21 protein-coding genes are annotated in these 18377 nt (G+C 38.6%); 13 read left to right on the top strand and 8 right to left on the bottom strand.

Annotated features, from left to right (window positions below; translation table 11 throughout):
• The first annotated feature begins 23 nt into the window (after nucleotides 1–23).
• Nucleotides 24–1502 carry an amino acid permease gene (locus RCG21_RS20160; protein WP_133335024.1) on the top strand — a complete coding sequence of 493 codons (1479 nt, stop codon included), beginning with the start codon at nucleotides 24–26 and terminating at the stop codon, nucleotides 1500–1502.
• A 37-nt stretch (nucleotides 1503–1539) separates the two neighbouring features.
• Nucleotides 1540–2349, top strand: coding sequence for a GNAT family N-acetyltransferase (locus tag RCG21_RS20155; RefSeq protein ID WP_133335026.1), 810 nt, complete (start codon nucleotides 1540–1542; stop codon nucleotides 2347–2349).
• A 51-nt stretch (nucleotides 2350–2400) separates the two neighbouring features.
• On the opposite strand, the gene RCG21_RS20150 is transcribed toward RCG21_RS20155, so the two are convergent.
• Nucleotides 2401–2595 carry an alpha/beta-type small acid-soluble spore protein gene (locus tag RCG21_RS20150; RefSeq protein ID WP_308913700.1) on the bottom strand — a complete coding sequence of 65 codons (195 nt, stop codon included), beginning with the start codon at nucleotides 2593–2595 and terminating at the stop codon, nucleotides 2401–2403.
• Between the two features lie 140 nt (nucleotides 2596–2735).
• On the opposite strand from RCG21_RS20150, the gene RCG21_RS20145 reads away from it, so the two are divergent.
• The 5 genes from RCG21_RS20145 (at nucleotide 2736) to RCG21_RS20125 (ending at nucleotide 7652) form a co-directional block, all read left to right on the top strand.
• On the top strand, nucleotides 2736–3851 hold the full coding sequence (locus RCG21_RS20145) for an NAD(P)/FAD-dependent oxidoreductase (protein ID WP_308914287.1): 1116 nt from the start codon (nucleotides 2736–2738) through the stop codon (nucleotides 3849–3851).
• A gap of 134 nt (nucleotides 3852–3985) precedes the next feature.
• Nucleotides 3986–4240 (top strand): FeoA family protein, encoded by a 255-nt coding sequence (locus RCG21_RS20140; protein WP_133335028.1) that lies wholly within the window; start codon nucleotides 3986–3988, stop codon nucleotides 4238–4240.
• Nucleotides 4230–4949: a FeoB small GTPase domain-containing protein gene (locus tag RCG21_RS20135; RefSeq protein ID WP_308913699.1), complete on the top strand. Its 720-nt coding sequence runs from the start codon at nucleotides 4230–4232 to the stop codon at nucleotides 4947–4949. Before RCG21_RS20140 ends, RCG21_RS20135 begins: the two co-directional genes overlap by 11 nt.
• Nucleotides 4924–6300 (top strand): nucleoside recognition domain-containing protein, encoded by a 1377-nt coding sequence (locus tag RCG21_RS20130; protein ID WP_133335032.1) that lies wholly within the window; start codon nucleotides 4924–4926, stop codon nucleotides 6298–6300. The genes RCG21_RS20135 and RCG21_RS20130 overlap by 26 nt, the downstream gene beginning before the upstream one ends.
• A gap of 161 nt (nucleotides 6301–6461) precedes the next feature.
• The gene (locus RCG21_RS20125; protein ID WP_133335034.1) at nucleotides 6462–7652 is read left to right on the top strand and encodes a MalY/PatB family protein; all 1191 of its coding nucleotides are present in this window, start codon (nucleotides 6462–6464) and stop codon (nucleotides 7650–7652) included.
• 109 nt (nucleotides 7653–7761) lie between these two features.
• Here RCG21_RS20125 and RCG21_RS20120 read toward each other — a convergent pair whose 3' ends face one another.
• Together RCG21_RS20120 and RCG21_RS20115 are read right to left on the bottom strand one after the other, a co-directional pair.
• Entirely contained in the window at nucleotides 7762–8433 is a 672-nt protein-coding gene (locus tag RCG21_RS20120; protein ID WP_308913698.1) for a YdeI/OmpD-associated family protein, read from the bottom strand.
• A gap of 186 nt (nucleotides 8434–8619) precedes the next feature.
• A complete protein-coding gene (locus RCG21_RS20115) occupies nucleotides 8620–9762 on the bottom strand; it encodes an SLC13 family permease (protein WP_133335036.1) in 1143 nt (380 codons plus the stop codon).
• A gap of 307 nt (nucleotides 9763–10069) precedes the next feature.
• On the opposite strand from RCG21_RS20115, the gene RCG21_RS20110 reads away from it, so the two are divergent.
• Entirely contained in the window at nucleotides 10070–10234 is a 165-nt protein-coding gene (locus RCG21_RS20110; protein WP_133335038.1) for an aspartyl-phosphate phosphatase Spo0E family protein, read from the top strand.
• Nucleotides 10235–10312: 78 nt separating this feature from the next.
• On the opposite strand, the gene RCG21_RS20105 is transcribed toward RCG21_RS20110, so the two are convergent.
• On the bottom strand, nucleotides 10313–10723 hold the full coding sequence (locus RCG21_RS20105) for a hypothetical protein (protein WP_133335040.1): 411 nt from the start codon (nucleotides 10721–10723) through the stop codon (nucleotides 10313–10315).
• A 264-nt stretch (nucleotides 10724–10987) separates the two neighbouring features.
• The gene (locus RCG21_RS20100; RefSeq protein WP_165976268.1) at nucleotides 10988–11128 is read right to left on the bottom strand and encodes a hypothetical protein; all 141 of its coding nucleotides are present in this window, start codon (nucleotides 11126–11128) and stop codon (nucleotides 10988–10990) included.
• Between the two features lie 175 nt (nucleotides 11129–11303).
• On the opposite strand from RCG21_RS20100, the gene RCG21_RS20095 reads away from it, so the two are divergent.
• The 3 genes from RCG21_RS20095 (at nucleotide 11304) to RCG21_RS20085 (ending at nucleotide 13451) form a co-directional block, all read left to right on the top strand.
• Nucleotides 11304–11807, top strand: a complete 504-nt coding sequence (locus tag RCG21_RS20095; RefSeq protein ID WP_308913697.1) for a DinB family protein — start codon at nucleotides 11304–11306, stop codon at nucleotides 11805–11807.
• A 122-nt stretch (nucleotides 11808–11929) separates the two neighbouring features.
• Entirely contained in the window at nucleotides 11930–12703 is a 774-nt protein-coding gene (locus RCG21_RS20090) for an NAD-dependent protein deacylase (RefSeq protein WP_165976269.1), read from the top strand.
• 13 nt (nucleotides 12704–12716) lie between these two features.
• The gene (locus RCG21_RS20085) at nucleotides 12717–13451 is read left to right on the top strand and encodes an SIS domain-containing protein (protein ID WP_133335046.1); all 735 of its coding nucleotides are present in this window, start codon (nucleotides 12717–12719) and stop codon (nucleotides 13449–13451) included.
• Nucleotides 13452–13703: 252 nt separating this feature from the next.
• Here RCG21_RS20085 and RCG21_RS20080 read toward each other — a convergent pair whose 3' ends face one another.
• The 3 genes from RCG21_RS20080 to RCG21_RS20070 all read right to left on the bottom strand — a co-directional run bounded on the left by RCG21_RS20080 (nucleotide 13704) and on the right by RCG21_RS20070 (nucleotide 15985).
• Nucleotides 13704–14483: a cytochrome c oxidase assembly protein gene (locus RCG21_RS20080; protein ID WP_133335048.1), complete on the bottom strand. Its 780-nt coding sequence runs from the start codon at nucleotides 14481–14483 to the stop codon at nucleotides 13704–13706.
• Nucleotides 14470–14964, bottom strand: coding sequence for a DUF2243 domain-containing protein (locus RCG21_RS20075; protein WP_133335050.1), 495 nt, complete (start codon nucleotides 14962–14964; stop codon nucleotides 14470–14472). Before RCG21_RS20075 ends, RCG21_RS20080 begins: the two co-directional genes overlap by 14 nt.
• A gap of 121 nt (nucleotides 14965–15085) precedes the next feature.
• Nucleotides 15086–15985: a DMT family transporter gene (locus RCG21_RS20070; protein WP_165976270.1), complete on the bottom strand. Its 900-nt coding sequence runs from the start codon at nucleotides 15983–15985 to the stop codon at nucleotides 15086–15088.
• Between the two features lie 296 nt (nucleotides 15986–16281).
• Between RCG21_RS20070 and RCG21_RS20065 the strand changes: the two genes are divergently transcribed.
• Both RCG21_RS20065 and ftsZ read left to right on the top strand, forming a co-directional pair.
• A complete protein-coding gene (locus tag RCG21_RS20065; protein WP_133335054.1) occupies nucleotides 16282–16953 on the top strand; it encodes a hypothetical protein in 672 nt (223 codons plus the stop codon).
• A 182-nt stretch (nucleotides 16954–17135) separates the two neighbouring features.
• Nucleotides 17136–18359, top strand: coding sequence for a cell division protein FtsZ (gene ftsZ / locus RCG21_RS20060; RefSeq protein ID WP_308913696.1), 1224 nt, complete (start codon nucleotides 17136–17138; stop codon nucleotides 18357–18359).
• The last annotated feature ends 18 nt before the right edge of the window (nucleotides 18360–18377 follow it).

Below are 18377 nucleotides of genomic sequence, written 5' to 3'. Positions count from 1 at the left end.
TTAATGATAAAAGAGGTGCATATATGAGTAATACGGCATTACAAACAGAAAAAGAAACGGATTTTTCCGAACACCACCATCTGAAACGGAATCTTCAGGCGAGACATCTCACCATGATTGCCATCGGTGGTACGATTGGTACCGGGTTATTTCTGGCAAGCGGGGGAACAATCAGTCAAGCGGGCCCGGGAGGAGCAATCGTTGCTTATATCTTAAGTGGTTTAATGATGTTATTTCTAATGACAAGCTTAGGAGAAATGGCCACGCTTATGCCGATTTCCGGGACCTTTAGCACCTATTCCTCTAAATTTGTCGATCCTGCCTTCGGTTTTGCTCAAGGCTGGAATTATTGGTATTATTCAGCCATGATTATCGCTCTTGAATTATCGGCTGCTGGTTTAATCATGAAGTTTTGGCTGCCAAATGTTCCGTCTATTTTCTGGAGCGTTCCTTCCCTCGCTATTATCTTTTTATTAAATTTTTTATCTGTAAGAGGTTATGGGGAAGCAGAATATTGGTTTTCAATTATTAAAGTTGCTACAATCATTCTCTTTTTGGTGATTGGGGTCTTGATTATCTTAGGTATTATGGGTGGTCACTCTGTCGGATTTAAAAATTTTACCGCAGGAGAAGCACCTTTTAAGGGTGGTTTTGCTTCTATTATTAGCGTTTTCATGATTGTTGGTTTTTCGTTTCAAGGTACGGAAATGGTTGGTTTTTCTGCAGGGGAAAGTGAAAATCCTAGGGAGAATATGCCCAAAGCCATTCGACAGATTTTTTGGAGAATCTTGCTATTTTTTATCTTTTCCATCATCATCATTGGATTCCTTGTACCTTATAATGATCCAAGACTATTAAACTCTGATAATGTTTCAGAAAGTCCGTTTACATTAGTTTTTGAAAGAGCAGGGCTGGCTTTTGCTGCTTCCGTAATGAATGCAGTTGTTCTTACGGCTGTACTCTCCACCGCAAATTCCCAAATGTATGCCGGCTCACGGCTTTTATGGACAATGGCAAAGGAAGGAAATGCTCCAAAATTTTTAACAAAAGTAAATTCACGCGGAATTCCTGCAAATGCACTTTATGTAACAACAGCTGTCGGGATGCTTGCATTTTTAACATCAATCTTTGGTGATGGAAAGGTCTTTTTCTGGCTGTTAAATGCCTGCAGCTTATCGGGATTTCTTGCCTGGATTGGAATCGCTGTCAGCCATTACCGTTTCCGTAAAGGCTATGTGGCTCAAGGAAGAGATTTAAACGAATTACCTTTTAAAGCAAAATGGTTTCCATTTGGTCCTTTCCTGACATTGGCTTTATGTATGGTGGCAATCCTTGGACAAGACTATAAGGCATTTTTAGGAGATAAAATTGACTGGAATGGGTTGCTTGTTACCTATTTGGGGATTCCAATCTTTTTAACGGCTTGGTTGAGCTATAAATTTATTAAAAAAACAAAGGTTGTCACATTGAAAGATATGGATTTCGAGCATGAAGATGTATAATCATTTTTAGGACAATTTCAAAAAGGAGGTATGATGAATGAGTGAAAAAAATATCGTTATTCGTACTCTCGAAACAATTGATGAGCTTGAAGAGTTGAGAAAATTGGAATCGCTGATTTGGAGTGAATACGAGTCCATACCAAGCAGTCAAACTATTACGGCCATTAAAAACGGTGGAATGGCATTGGGCGCTTTTTTGGATGACGAACTGATTGGTTTTCAATATAGTTTTCCGGGCTTTAAAAATAATAAGATTTATCTCTGTTCTCATACACTAGGAATTCATCCCGAATATCGTAAACTGGGGATTGGCGAAAAACTAAAGCTTGCCCAAAAGGAAGAGTCATTAAAAATGGGATATGATTTAGTTACATGGACATATGATCCTCTTGAAACAGTAAATGGCTATTTGAATCTACATAAGCTTGGAGCAAGATGCTCGACATATGTAGAGAATTGTTATGGGGAAATGCAGGACGATTTAAATCAGGGCATGCCGTCCGACCGGTTTACAGTTGAATGGTGGGTTATGGAGGATTTGGTTGAAAGGCCAAGCGAGTATGAAATAGAGGGCCGTTTGTTACTTAAGGTTTACCGTGATTCAGAAGAAAATTTGAACCCGAATGAAACGGATCTTGAGCTGGATACTGCGGAAGGCTTCCTCTTTGTTCCGGTACCGAGTAATTTTCAAACACTGAAGAAAAGGAATCCTGAGCTTGCGATAGCATGGAGACTCAAAACTCGTGAAGTATTTATTCATTATTTTAAAAATGGCTGGACTGCAATTGATTTGTTAAGAACAAAGTCTGATCCTGATTTGTGTTACTATGTATTGAAAAAATTGTAAATTCTTTGTGGAGGCTGCCCCGATTTGGGACAGCCTTTTTGAAATCAAAAGTTATTGGCCTTGTTGATTTCGTAAGGATTGTTCAGCGTATGCAACGAGACGCTTCGTCATTTCGCCGCCCACTGAACCATTTGCTCGCGCGGTCGTATCAGCACCAAGTTGAACTCCAAACTCGTTGGCGATTTCCACCTTCATTTGATCCAGAACATTTCCTGCACCAGGAACCAAAAGTTTGTTTCTAGCCATGATTCATCACTCCCGCCGAAGTTTTTGAGCAAAAGAACATGCTCGTATATAATGTAACCTATATACAAATCCTGATTCTGATTGAATGGGATATATGAGTGGATAAATTTGTAATTAATATTGAAAGAAAAGGTGTCATGATGCAAAAAATTATTGTAATCGGAGCTGGTATTCTCGGTGCTTCTACCGCGTACCACCTGACCAAATTAGGTGCACAAGTTACTATGGTTGACCGGGAAGATCCTGGCCAAGCAACCGATGCCGCAGCCGGAATAGTGTGTCCATGGCTATCACAGCGGAGGAACAAAATATGGTATCAATTAGCCAAAGGCGGCGCGCGTTACTATCCACAATTAATCGCAAAATTAGAAGCAGACGGTGAAACAGATACCGGATATAAACGGGTGGGGGCTTTAAGTTTACACAAAGACCCAAATAAACTCGAACAGATGGCAGAACGGGCACGAAAACGGAGAGAAGACGCTCCGGAAATCGGTGAAATCAAGATTCTGTCACCAGCAGAAACAAAAAAACTTTTTCCACCTTTATCAGAGGAATTCGGATCTGTTTATGTCAGCGGGGGAGCCCGCGTCAATGGCCGGGAACTTCGGAATGCATTAACACGTGCAGCGATTAAGAATGGAGCGACTTTTTTAAAAGGGGATGCATCAATCCTAATAAATGAAAATCGGGTAATGGGGATTACCTTGGAAGAAAAAACTTTACTTGCTGACAAAGTAATTGTTACTTCAGGAGCATGGGCAAAAGAGCTTTTGCAGTCTTTAGGCCTTGAGTTCTCCGTAAAACCGCAAAAAGCACAAATCATTCATTTACAGCTGCCTGAAACTGACACAAGTTCATGGCCGGTTGTCATGCCGCCACACACCCAATATATCCTTACTTTTGAAAATGGACTTGTTGTTGTGGGCTCTACGCATGAAAATGATAAAGGGTTTGATACCCGTGTTACAGCAGGCGGAATCAATGAAATCTTAAGTCAAGCCTTAGAAACGGCACCAGGATTAGCAAACAGCACTGTCCTCGAAACAAGAGTTGGTTTTCGCCCTTTTACTCCAGGGTTTTTACCAGTAGCCGGACCTTTGCCTGATTGGAATGGAATTTATGTTGCAAATGGGTTAGGTTCATCAGGGTTAACCAGCGGTCCATATCTCGGAGCAGAACTCGCTAAATTAGTCACAGGACAGGAAACAGAGATTGACTTAAATAATTATTGTGTTGACAATGCAATTTTGTAGAAGAGCACGTTTGCCGTATAGGCAGACGTTCTTTTTTTAATTTCTTTGCAAAATTAGGTGACAAATTTATGACCTCAACATATAATTAGTAAAAAGTTGCACTCGGTAAAAATTTTAAGGGGTGTGAAAAAATAATGGGGACAACTAATATTATTAAGCTTGAGGACGGAAAAAAAGGCGATATTATTAAAATAACTTCGATTCAACTGGAAGGTGTAATGAGAAGAAGATTATTAGATTTAGGCTTTGTTAAAGATGCATTAGTTGAGGTAGTACGGAAAAGCCCGTTGGGAGACCCTATCGCTTTTCGTGTAAGTCAAACAACCATTGCATTAAGAAAAGAGGAGAGTTCAAAAATTGAAGGGGAGCTGGTGAACGATGGGAAATGAATATCGGATTGCTTTAGCGGGAAATCCCAACACAGGTAAAAGTACATTGTTTAATGCTTTAACTGGTTTAAAGCAGCATACGGGTAATTGGGCTGGAAAAACAGTTTCACTTGCAAAGGGAAGCATTGCATTTAAAGATACTCGATTTCAATTGATCGATCTCCCAGGTACCTATTCTCTTTTTTCAAATTCCAAGGATGAAGAGGTGGCACGAAACTACATTGTATTCGAAAAACCTGATGTAACAATCGTTGTCCTTGATGCCACTTCCTTAGAACGGAATTTTAATCTTGCCTTGCAGGTTTTGGAAATGACAAAGAATGTAATCATTTGTATAAATTTAATCGATGTTGCAGAAGAACAAGGAATAAACATTAACGAGCATCTGCTAACAAATCGGCTTGGGGTGCCCGTTATAAAAATTTCTGCAAGAAACAAAAAAGGGTTTTCCAAGCTCCTTGATACCATTCATCGTATTGTAACTGGGGAAATAGCTTGCCATCCTATTCCAGTGAAATATCCGCAAGAGATCGAAGAAAAAATTGAAAAAATCGAACCGAAAGTACGTGAGATTGTGGGCGACCATGTATCTTCCCGCTGGGTTTCCCTCCGTTTATTAGATGGAGATGAGTCTTTACTAGGTGAAATTAATCGTTACTTAAGCCTTAAAGGAGGGGACGTAAATGAATATCGAACAGCTTTACAATGAAGCTCAAAAGATGTCGACAGCGAAGTTAAGAGATGAAATTGTACAGAATTTGTATGACCGGAGTCATCAACTTTGCAAGGCGGGTGTCACCTATACAAAATCAAAAAGGGATACTCGGACAGAAAAACTAGATGCGATTTTCACTTCTCCCATTTTCGGCTTTCCAATTATGTTAATCATGTTAGGAACGGTCTTCTATATCACCATAGCTGGAGCCAACATCCCTTCTTCCTTAATAGCGGACTTTTTTGGATGGTTAGAGCAGTATATCACAGCCGCTTTTACTTTTTTACACGCACCCGATTGGCTTCATGGGATGTTAGTTCTTGGCTTATATCGAGGAACAACCTGGGTAATTGCGGTAATGCTGCCGCCAATGGCCATCTTTTTTCCGACTTTTGCTCTTTTAGAAAACTACGGATATCTTCCCCGGGTTGCTTTTAATATGGACCGTTTGTTTAAAAAAGTCGGTGCCCACGGGAAGCAGTCACTAACGATGGCAATGGGGTTTGGCTGTAATGCAGCTGCTGTAATTTCGACTAGAATTATAGAATCACCTCGCGAAAGGATGCTGGCGATTCTGACCAATAATTTTGTCCCTTGTAATGGTCGTTGGGGTACTCTAATTGTCTTTTCTTCATTATTTATGGCTGCTGGATTTACCGGTGGAATGAAATTATTTGTTTCGACTGCATCTCTCGTCGGGATTGTCTTATTTGGAATCCTTGTTACCTTCTTCGTTTCATGGGTACTTTCCAAAACAGCCCTTAAAGGGGTCCCAACACATTATACGTTAGAACTGCCGCCATACCGAAAACCTAAAATCCTGGATACGGTCATTCGCTCATCCTTGACAAAATCCTGGTCCGTCTTAATGCGAGCAGTGAAAGTTGCAGCACCTGCAGCTATCTTAACCTGGGTATTTGCAAATCTCTATATTGGTGATACAAGTATTTTAATGTATGCCGTTCAGTTTTTGGACCCATTTGGAAAATTACTTGGCTTAGACGGTTACATTATGATGGCTTTTATCTTGGGGTTGCCAGCGAATGAAATTGTCCTGCCAATCTTGTTAATGGGATATTTATCAACGGGTTCTTTAACTGAAGTCGATAGTCTTGTTGATTTAAAAGCCATTCTTATTGAGCACGGCTGGACTTGGTTGACTGCATTAAATATGATGTTATTTTCATTGTTGCATTATCCATGTGGTACAACATTACTCAATATCTATAAGGAAACCAAAAGTAAAAAGTGGACATTTATGGCATTCCTGATCCCAACCGTCATTGCCATTCTAGTTCCGCTTGTCATTACACAGTCTGTGAAATGGTTTGGCTGGGTTATATAATATGATTTTTAGAGAGGGTCCTCAGAAATGAGGACCTTTATTGCTAGAAAAAGCAATTTCTTTCGGTTTAAAATATGTAGTATAATGGGCTTGAAACTAAAAATGATAATTTTACCAAATTGGTTGGTTAATTCGGCTTTTTTTTAAAAGGAGTGTTGTTCATGAAATACAACTTCGATGAAGTAGTGAATCGCCGTGGTACATATTCATTAAAATGGGATGGGGGAAAACTGATAAAAGAGATAGGCCTCACATCTAGATATGATGAAGAAACGATACCTTTGTTTACAGCGGATATGGATCTTCCTGTACCCCAGCCCTTGATTGATGCCTTACATAAAACAGTTGACCATCGAATCTTTGGTTACTCCGTTTTTCCGGACGAGTATTTTACGGCTATCCAGCATTGGTTTAAAAAGCGACATGATTGGGATATTCAAAAGGAAGAAATTATCTATAGTCCTGGAACAGTCCATGCGTTGAACATTGCAGTAAGAGCTTTTACAGATCCAGGAGACGGGATTATCATCCAACGCCCAGTTTATCCTCCATTTACAGCAGCGATTGAAGCTAACCATCGAGTGGTACAGAATAATGCGCTAAATATTGATTCAGACGGGTATTATCAGATTGATTTTGAGGATTTTGAAGAGAAGGCAAAACAAGAGAAGACGAAGATGTTTATTTTATGCAACCCGCATAATCCTACAGGAAGAATTTTTAACCAGGAAGAATTACAAAGATTAGCCGATATTTGCGGAAGACATAATGTTCTGATTGTTGCAGATGAGATTCACGGGGACCTCATCCGGAGTAATCAAACATTTATTCCCATTGCCAAAGCCGTTGACAATGTGGACCATATTATCACTTTTACTGCGATTAACAAAACCTTTAATGTAGCAGGGCTTCATTGTACGAATGTAATAATTTCAAATCCTGAGCTCAGGAAAACCATGAATAAGGTAATGGGGATGCATTTGCCGTCACCGTTTACTGTTTCTGCGCTAATCGCTGTTTATACAGAAGGGGAAGATTGGTTAGAACAGCTAAAGGAATATATTGATGGCACGATGGATTGGGTTGTGAAGTTTTTAGCCGAAAAAATGCCGAAAGTAAAGGTGAAAATCCCAGAAGGAACCTATATTATGTGGATGGACTTCAGTGGATATGGGCTGACAGCAGAAGAAGTCCATGAACGGATCTATAATAAAGCAAATGTTATTCTCGAAGATGGTAAAATGTTTGGGGAAGAAGGACTTGCCTTTCAAAGGATTTGCATCCCGTCACCAAGGCCGCTTATAAAAGAAGCATTTGAAAGAATTGCAAGAGAATTTGAAGATATCATTTAAATTTTAGTTAGTAACACATAACGATATTATGTAAACTGGAAATCAATCTCATCATAATTAAATACTAAATATGGTCACGATAGAAAATCGTGGCCATATATCTGAAAATCTATTTTTTACTCTGGCGGTACAATTCCATTGATTTAAATCCTTCGCCCAATACCGTTTCCATTTCCAGAAGGCGTTTTTCCTGGGTTTCTTTCCTTTTTGCACTGTAAACATACCGGGCCCAATCCTTTTGATAGCCAAAGGTTAATTGATTATATTTTTCGAGTAAATCCCCATTTTTGGACAAATATTGCTTGATATCCTCGACATTTCCTATGTAGTCATCAACGCATTGGCTGTTTTTCTTACTGGCAGCTTTTTTCGGTGCTGATTTTAAACCCACAATAGTAAAAATATCATTTAAGCTAACCATTCTTGCAAACTTAATATTACTTCCCAAGACATATCCTTCTTCATCAGAAGGAAGCGCCTGAATTAAACGATCACGGTCAATATAGTCTTCATACTTCGGATTGTTCTTTTTAGGGTAGGCAAAAAATAAGTAGCCATTGTCTTCAAGTAAATTTAGATTAATTACTGATTGAAGTTGTTCTGCAAATTCCTCTAATCCAAATACAAAGGTAACGATTAAATCATATTTATCTTTTTGAATCGAAGAATCAAATTCTAATTCATCAAAATCCTCCAAATCATTTGGCTTATGAAGAATTAATTTATTTGAATATTTATTAAGATTAAGTTTTTCAACAATCGTTTTTGTCGAATTTGCCATATTACACTCCCTCTTTTTTCTTATATTCTATTATCGAAATGGAATAATTTCAATTTGTTTTACATGCGAAAAAACGCTGTAGTTCATTGAACCAACAGCGTATTATAATATTTTTAGGATAGCTCTGTTAAACCTAGTTGTTGATTACCGCTCCAATCAACGTTTTCCCAAAATCAAAATTGACTTTTAAAGCAGCCTTAGGATAAAAAACTGAATCAATGATAAAAAAATCAAGAACAAAAAGTTATAAAGGCTGAATTGGATTAAATACCTTTTGCTCTTACCAGGGTTTGATTGAATATATAGTTTATAAGAAATTACACTGGCAAGTGACGCAATAATGGTACCAAGACCGCCAATATTGACTCCTAATAATAAGGACTTCCAATCCATCGTAAAGTTTGATAAAAGGATGGAGGCAGGGACATTGCTGATCAATTGGCTGGCTAAGATGGAACTAAAATAGACAGAAGTGGAGTTTTTCAAGCATTCACTAGCAAAATCCCGGAGTGCTTCGATATTTGCAATATTTCCTATAAAAATAAAAAAGCAGATAAATGTAATAAGTAAGAGATAATCGATTTTTGCTAATAATTTATAATCTAAAATACAGGCTGCAAGAAATGTAATAATCGCAGCAAGCTGATAACTCATTCCTCCAAAAATGGAAACAATAATAATACAAAAAATAATTCCCCAAACCGCTGCTTTTTTTCGACTTTTTATTGGAATTGGGTCTAGTGCGATATTTAGTTTTTTGCCCTTAAGTCGGTAAATGGAAATATAGAGCGAACTTCCTCCTAGAAATGCCAACAATAGGATTGTTGTAAAAAATTGAGCCGGACTTATCCCATAATGGGAAAATATAAATAAATTTTGCGGATTTCCCATCGGGGTTAAACTGCTGCCGATATTCGCCGCAATGGTTTGAAGGACTATGGTTTCCATCATGTTAATTTTAGCCTTTTTACTGATGATAAGGGTTAATGGCACAAACGTGATAAGTGCGACATCGTTCGTTACCAACATCGAGGTAAAAAAGCATAATAAAATTAGAATAGCAGAAACCTGCTTGCTAGATTTGCATTTATTCACTATCCCAATCGCGAATCTGTCTAATAGTTTTAGTTCTTCAAAGGCCTTAATCGCTAGCATCAGGTTAAATAAGCTTACTAACACCTTAAAATTTATATATTCCAGTCTTGGCGGATGTATGAGGCTGCTCGCCATTGCTAAGATAAGGGAGATTGTAAATACCAGGTCCTTTTTTAAAAAAGCCAATTTTAGCTTGGAATTTTTAGCATTTTGCGTTAAAACATATTCTTTCATGAACATCTCCAGAAATTTTAGTAGGTTTAATAATTAGTAGAACATAGATTAAGATAAAATCAATTACATAGAATGTCAATCATTTTTCAAACGTTTCACTGAGTCAATTTTGGGGGAAGAGAACAGTTTTTGGTGAATTTTGAAAGGATGTTCTATCAATTTAATTCGAGAAACTTATGGAAAAATGTGGCATAAAATAGGTAGTTAACAGATTATGTCGATATTTGATGATAAATACTGTTTCTCTGAATGCGTTTTCAATTGGTAAACTTAATTTTGTAGTTGTAAATAGAAGGAGTTACTGGAAATGACAAATGATGACTTAATTTACCAAATTGAAATGGTACGAAATACTATGATAACTGTCGGAATGTCCAAAGGATTAACCTCGTCAGAAACGATTTTATTAAGTAAAAAACTTGACCGACTATTGAATTTGCAATTTCACAGACAGAAAGTAAGGTCGGCCTAATTGACAGGGGAGTATATCTATTTTGAATGTATTAATAGTATAAAAAAATCCCCAAGGCTGGGGATTTTTTTATTAAATCTATTTTTTAAATAAGGATTTTAATAGTCTTCTAGTCATAAAGAACGCAAATGCAATCACAACAAATACTAGGAAAAACGCGAAAAAACCTAAAAGCCCTACGAGTGCATCCTCAAATTCCATATTTCCTCGATTGGTCAGTGCCTGTTGAATTTCGATTGCAAAAACTAATACAAACATAAAAGTTGTTGTATATAAGAAAGATAGAATCGTAATTCCAAAAGGCATTTTTACAATAATTTTGGAGATGACCAGCACGAAAAGAAAAACAACGATTCCGATAAATCCCATGATCCAAAAATGCAGGTCCTTATCCGTTAATGAAAGATTCAACGAGCTGCTCACATATATTTGTATGAAATCATGAAGATTATTGACAATGTCCGCTAATAACTGAATAGTTTCTTTCAAATCATCACTTCCTTATCAGTTAAGATTATAACAGATTTTAATAATAGAGTCTTAAAGTCCATACATAACTTAGCGGATTGTTTTAGAACCGTTGCCAATACGGTGCTTTCATTTGAAAAAATGTTGTCGGGGGGGGGTTTTGAAAAGAATAAGTGCCAGTAATCTTTTTATGGAAGTGTACTGCACCCCAAAAGTTAGAGTGAAATTTATAACTTAGGGGTGCATTTTTAAACAAAATTGATTAGTGCGGAAGGTGCGATACTCTTAGAAAAATGACTTAACAATCTCCAGTTGATTATTACATTCCTTACAGGTATATTCAATCTCTAATGCATCTTCTCTCACCTTGTGTTCTGTCTCTTTTTTACAATGTTCACAATAGAGGCTTTTTGGTAATTCAATCATTGCCCCAATCACCACCTATTTTCATTTTTTGTTGTAATATACCCCCAATAGAATATTCCATTCAATCTTTCCAGAAGAGGAAAAAATTAAAATGTAAATTTTGAAATGGGTTCTCTAATGCTATACTTTAAATCGCCATATTTTAGTGTGAGAAATTAAACGGAGGAATGTAAAAATGTATACTTCTATTAATGAATTTATTGGGGAATGGAACCAGGAAATGGAATCCACTCAAAAGGTTTTGGATGCATTAACTGATAGCTCACTTCAACAAGCGGTATCGCAAGAAGATCGTACATTAGGCAGAATTGCCTGGCATATTGTAACAAGTACTCCTGAAATGCTTAATGAATTCGGAATTCAGGTTGCTGCTGTGGAAAACGCAACGACCGTACCGACTTCTGCAAAAGTAATTGCAGATATTTTTCGAAAGGTTACAACTGATACAAACAACGCGGTAAAAGAGCAGTGGACAGACCAATCCTTAACGGAAATGATAAATGTATTTGGTATGGATATGCCCAAAGCAGTGACGCTTTCACTCCTCATTAAGCATATTATCCATCACCGTGGGCAGCTGACAGTTCTTATGCGCCAAGCTGGCTTGAAGGTTCCTGGTGTTTATGGACCAGCTCGCGAAGAGTGGGGTCTGATAGGGATGGAAGCGCCGGAACTATAAATGGTACACTTTCGAACACATTGGATACAGTGTGTTCTTTTTTAATTGGTAAGTTTGAGAAAGAATGGATGCTTGATGCTCGTAGGAATTATTTAGTAAAATACAATTTTAGGAGGTTTAAAATGGAGAAACACACTATTCAAACCTGCGCCGGCGTTTTAAGGGAAGCTAATAATATTGTTGTTCTCACAGGTGCGGGAATTAGTACAGAATCCGGAATAAAGGATTTTCGCTCAAGATCTGGAATTTACAAACTGGCACCTGAATACATACTATCACTCGATTATTTTTATAAGCACCCAAAGGAATTTTATCAATTTGCGATGGGGAATCTATACCATCCACATGCTGCCCCAAATAAAGGGCATGAAATTCTTGCGAAATGGGAAAAGGAAGGAAAAGTTTCACAAATTATCACGCAAAATATTGATGGGCTGCATCAAAAAGCCGGAAGTAACAGGGTAATAGAGTTTCACGGAACAATGAAGAAGGCTTCCTGTTTAAATTGTGGAAAAAGCTATCCGACAGAAGAAATGGTCCACAGGCTCGAAACGATGGTTGAGTTTTACGTTTGTAATCATTGTGAAACGAAAAATAAAGAGAATCGTTATATTAAACCAGATGTGGTTTTGTTCGGTGATTCCGGGGAATGGTTTTCGGCAGATGGTTTTCATACGATCTTGAACCTCATCGCTCAAGCAGATTGCATTTTGGTATTAGGCACAAGCTTGAAGGTAACACCGTTTTCTACCTTTCCTCAATATAGAAGACCGGGTATCCCCCTGTTGATTGTAAATCAAGGCGATACTCCTTTTGATTTTGCTCAAGATACACATGTCATTCGAGATTCTATTGGGAAAACATTGTCACAAATAGATGTAATGATAGGAAATTAGGGGGCAGTTAATTGTGTTAAACCAATACTTTGAAAAAGCAAAAGAAAAGATTCAACTAGTTGAAAAGTATGAAATGAAAAAGCTTAAGAAGGCAGCGGAAAAGGTTGCTGAAGCAATTCAAAACGGTGGGGTGGTCCAGCTGTTTGGCTGCGGCCATTCACATATTTTAGCAGAAGAGGTTTTTTACCGCGCCGGAGGACTTGTTCCCATTAAACCGATACTAGTGGAACCTCTGATGCTCCACGAAGGGGCATTAAGATCCTCACAGCTAGAACGGCAAAACGATTATGCTCAGGAATTTTTAAAAGACCAGGAAATCCTTCCGGAAGACGTTTTCTTTGTTTTATCGACATCCGGACGCAATCCCGTACCAGTTGACGTGGCACAGGAAGCCAAGAAAAAGGGAGCTTTTGTAATTGGACTTACTTCATTGGAATATTCGAAGAGTCAGCCTTCCAAACATAAGAGTGGAAAACACCTCTTTAATTCAGTTGATCTAGTGATTGATAACCACTCCACAAAAGGTGATGCCGCTCTTACCTATGAAAAAGTGGCTGTACCTTTTGGCTCAACTTCCACGGTGGTGGGGGCGGTTATTTTAAATGCGATTTTCGCAGAGGCGATTAAAATGATGGCGGATAACGGATATGAACCGCCGGTATTCTTAAGCGGTAATATCGATGGAGCAGATGAACACAACCATCGCTTAGTAGAGAGGTATCGAGACAGAATTCCGTTGTTGTCTTAATTTGTTTTAGGCTTTGTTAAAGGACAATGTTGATTTATTAACTCTGTTGATTGGAGTGGAAGGCACGAAGACTCCTGCGGGAGTACGGGGCAATGGAGACGCCGCAGGAGTGAAGCGACGAGGAGGCTCCCCGGCACGCGCGCGAACCGCTTGAGCCTGGAACGGAAATCAACATACTAGTTTAACACAGCCTTGTTTTATTAAAAATACTGGAATGCAAAAAGCCGCAACCACGTGCTGCGGCTTTTCAAATTAATAAAAGTCGGTATTCATATTGACTCGGGGCCGGGCAGCTTTGAACCATTGAAAACAAAAGATGGTTATTAAAAGAAGGTCAATGATATCTCCGCCGTAATACATCAACATGCTGCCCATTTCGGCCTGTCTAACGGGAACATTGGCTGGTGGGTGCGCGTAGAGATATTTTGCAAGGAAATCATGTCCGGCTATTGTAATAACTAAAACCATCGCACGGTAAAAGTAACTTTTTCGGTGCGGCGTAGGATCCATATAAATAATGGCCGCAGTAAAAAGATACCCAGCAAGAAACACATGGATATGAACTAGCATATGCAGAAGAATATTATGCCTCATAGCGGAATAAAGAGTGCTTGTATAGAGAATCCAAAGCCCTCCGATGTTGAGGATCGAAGCAATGATTGGGTTACTTAAAATTGAAAAAAACTTCCATCTTAAAATTTTTGTTAGAGAACGAGCGGCCTCTACCTTAAGAGTTCGTAAGAGTAACGTTAGTGGGCTAGCCAGTACCACTAGTAGCGGAGCAAGCATTCCAAGGAGCAAATGAACAAGCATATGGGCAGTAAAATCCATATGTGCCAGGGAGGCTAATGGTCCGATGGAGGCGGCAATGATACAACAAATCCCTAAAACCAAAAAAATACATCGGTAGAGTGGGTACGAAAGGTTACGTTGTTTAAAAAATAACCCCAAGGTAAGAGACAGGATTAAAAGCAAAAGTGGAACCTCTGGGACAGGTAATCTGCTTTCAAATTCAGGGTTATTCAAGTGCATTTTTTTGATTTACCCCCGCCTGATTAAATTCCCTTCCGTTTTGAATAAGAAGGGCAATACCGATAATGATAAAGATTATGGCAATGATATTCCATGCCATGTCATATGGAAGGATATCCACATTATAGCGAATCTGATGCAATCTCATGAGTTTGTGCTGAACGGTGCCATCATAAAAATTGAAAACACCAGCCCCTAGCAATACGCTGCCAAGCCACCTTTTAAAAATAAAAGCCCTTCTGCGGCGTAGGTCTGCCACCATAAACAATGCCCCAACAGTAGCAAACCAGCTGAATGCATGAAAAATTCCATCTGATACCAAACCAACAGTGGTTGTGGATTTGTCATAAAAATGATGCCAATGCATTAGTTGATGAAAAACAGCCTCATCCAAAAAAGCAGCCAGCCCTACACCAAACATTATTCCCGACCATAAATTACGATTTTTATACAATGCCACCTGTTTTGTATTCCCAATCATCTAATATTTCTCCTAATCTTTCAGTTCCCTTATACAAGGGTTTACTTTAACCATTATTCCCCATTTTAAGCATATTAGTCGTGTGAATGGGTGGCCTTTTGTGATCTACTTGAAAACCTTTTTATGATGCTTTGGCATGGTTTTTCATCTTCTTATTCTCTGGTCGTCTATATGTTGCCAATATAGCTCCAATAATCGTAATCACCCCTCCTACAAGTGTTAATATCGAGAAGCGCTCATGTAAAAGCAGGACACCAAAAACAACGGTCCAAACCGGAAGCAGGTTGATAAATGGTGCAGACAGAGCAGGGCCGACAATTTTTACCCCTGCATTCCAAGCGAAGAAGGCTAAAACTGATGCTAGTGTACTTACAAATGCCACGGCAAACCATGCGGTAGCAGTCATATGAATCATGTCCGGATGAACAGTACCGATACAACTAATGGCACTAAGAATGGTACCGTAAAAGGATGCCCCTGCGGTCATTGTTAATGGATCTATCTTACTCCCATACTTTTTCCCAAGGACTGTATAAACTCCCCAAGCTAAACACGATAGAAGAATTTCTACAATACCAATCATCGAAGCGTAGGTAGTTCCTCCTTGTTTCCCCTGAACCAAAAGAATAACACCAACAATGGAAACGAGAGCACCGAACCAGGATTTTGCTTTTATTTGTTCTTTTAAAAAAAGCGGTGTAAAAAATAAGATGGCGATTGGAATCCCCGCAGAAATCATGCCCGCATAAGAAGCACTAAGAGAACGTAACCCTAAATAATTCAATGTTGAAAATGCAAAAATCCCCAAAAAGCCAAGAATCAATAACTCTTTCCACTTTGAAAAAATAGGAAATTTCTTTTTATTTAACGCTAATAGCGCCCAAAGTATAAACGTAGAAATAGCCCAGCGAATCGTATTTAGTAATGTTGCTGGTAAAGCAGGTGCTAAGTATCGCCCGCAAATATAGTTGCCGCCCCAAAGGATTGTAGCAAGTACAAGAAGTAAAACTCCTTTTTTCATAAAAATTCCTCCATCATTGAGATATGGCCCATCGTCTGGAAGGCACATAATCCCTAATTCCTATTTCAGTTCCGTTGTTTCCGATAGAAAGATGATCCGGAAAACTTCGATTTAATCTGTACAAAATGCTTTCGTGCTTTATTTAGCTAAAAGGAACTATTTCTATCATATCTAATTTTGTTTGTATCCTACAAGTTTTTGAAAAATCTACTAGAATGGATTGTATATTAATTAGAAAATTGAGATAATAGAATTGTAACTCTTTCACAATTTTATTCATAAAAGAATGAATTTTTATGGTAAAATATTCAAAGGAAAGATTTTTAAAAGATAAGGGGAAATTAAGAATTCTAACTAATTTTGTATTTACCGTTATTTTTCTGCTTAGTGTCATTTATTTAATCCGGTATCGATTAAATTTAAAGAAAGCTGCTGAAATTTCACAAGATGCCCTTTATCCATTAAAAGAGAGTGAGTTTGCTAGTCTTTTGGTACCGGTTGAATGGAAAGAGATGACCCCACTTACGAAACATACGAGATCGTATCAGTATGTTAAATGGGGAACTGTGTTTGCCCTTTTGATTTTAGTGGTAATATTAGCAATAGTGATTACAACTGAATTCCTAGGTTCTTCATTTTTTAGTTTGGCCTATTTGTTCTATTTAATCATTAGCCTTGTTCGTCATCAAGGCAATTTGTATATCCTGCCAAATGGGATTATTATAAATGGAAAATACTATTCGGCAAGCCAAATTCATCATTATGAAACCGAACAAATAGTTCGTTGGCATGAGTTGTATGGTTATCATTCCCGTGTCGACAACGGCTTTAAATTGACTTTTGATATTAAAAAGAAGACATTTCAACCAGATTATATGATTGTAGAGGACTCTTCCCATCTTCGACAGATTACTGACTTACTTGACCAACAAGGGATCAAAGGAGTCCAAAAAACAGAAAAAAATTAGTCTTGGTTTATTCCAGTCGTATAGGTGAGGAATACCTATCGTGTTTGAGTGACCACAGGACTATATAAAAAATCACATTATCTTGATAAAATATTAGATAACTATAAAATACATATAAAATACTCTTGAAAATAGATACACGCCATTTTCATTACTAGAGTGGTTCAATAGGAGGAACAAACATGTGGGATTTCGATTTAAATATAGATCAGGTAGCAAGAATTAAAGTAATTGGTGTCGGCGGCGGCGGTAATAACGCTGTTAACCGAATGATTGAGGATGGAGTTCAAGGTGTCGAATTTATTGCAGTCAATACAGATGCACAAGCTCTTAAACTCTCAAAAGCGGAAATTAAAATGCAAATAGGCGGCTCTTTAACAAGAGGACTTGGTGCAGGAGCGAATCCAGAGGTAGGCAGAAAAGCCGTTGAAGAAAGCCGTCAGCAGCTTGAAGAGGTTTTAAAAGGAGCGGACATGGTGTTCGTTACCTGTGGAATGGGCGGAGGAACCGGAACAGGTGCCGCACCGGCGATTGCGCAAATCGCACACCGGTTGGGCGCCCTGACAATTGGCGTAGTCACACGCCCATTCGGTTTTGAAGGCCATAAACGAGCAAAAAATGCAGCAAGCGGGATTGAGCAAATGAGGGAAGCAGTGGATACCCTGATTATTGTTCCAAACGATCGCTTATTACAAATTGTTGATAAAAAAACACCAATGGTACAGGCATTCCGTGAAGCTGATAATGTCCTTCGCCAAGGGGTTCAAGGGATTTCGGATCTCATTGCCGTTCCGGGACTTATCAACCTAGATTTTGCTGACGTGAAAACGATTATGACCAATCAGGGAACAGCTCTGATGGGAATTGGTGTGGCTAAGGGGGATGGCCGTGCAGTTGAAGCTGCCAAAAAGGCGATTTCGAGTCCATTATTAGAAACCTCAATTGATGGTGCTCAGGGGATTTTAATGAATATTACCGGAGGCACTGATTTAAGTTTATATGAGGTACAAGAGGCAGCTGATATCGTTGCTTCCGCGGCAGACCAGGAATTGAATATGATTTTTGGTTCGATTATAAATGAACATCTTAAGGATGAAATCATGATTACCGTGATTGCAACAGGCTTTGATGATAAAGAAGCGGCGCCGTCTGCTCAAGCCTCCAACCAATCGAGAGAAGTCCATTCCCTTCGGCCTGCCCCAACCCAGCACAGACGGGAACATGTAATCCGTGAGGACCGGGTTCAAGATTACAATCGAAAACAAGAGGAAGAGGCTCCTGTTCGAAACAGGAATCGGCAGCAAAAAGAAGAAACAGGATATGGACATAATCGAGAAAGTCGACAATCTGAAGATACACTAGATATCCCAGCGTTTTTACGAAATAGGAATAACAGGAATCGATAACGAGGTGCCTGTCACCAC

This window comes from Bacillus salipaludis, from assembly GCF_030938565.1.
In the GTDB taxonomy this organism is placed as follows: Bacteria; Bacillota; Bacilli; order Bacillales; family Cytobacillaceae; genus Neobacillus; species Neobacillus salipaludis_A.
The sequence above is the reverse complement of the archived record's forward strand: the minus strand, read 5'-3'. Positions and strand labels throughout refer to the sequence as shown.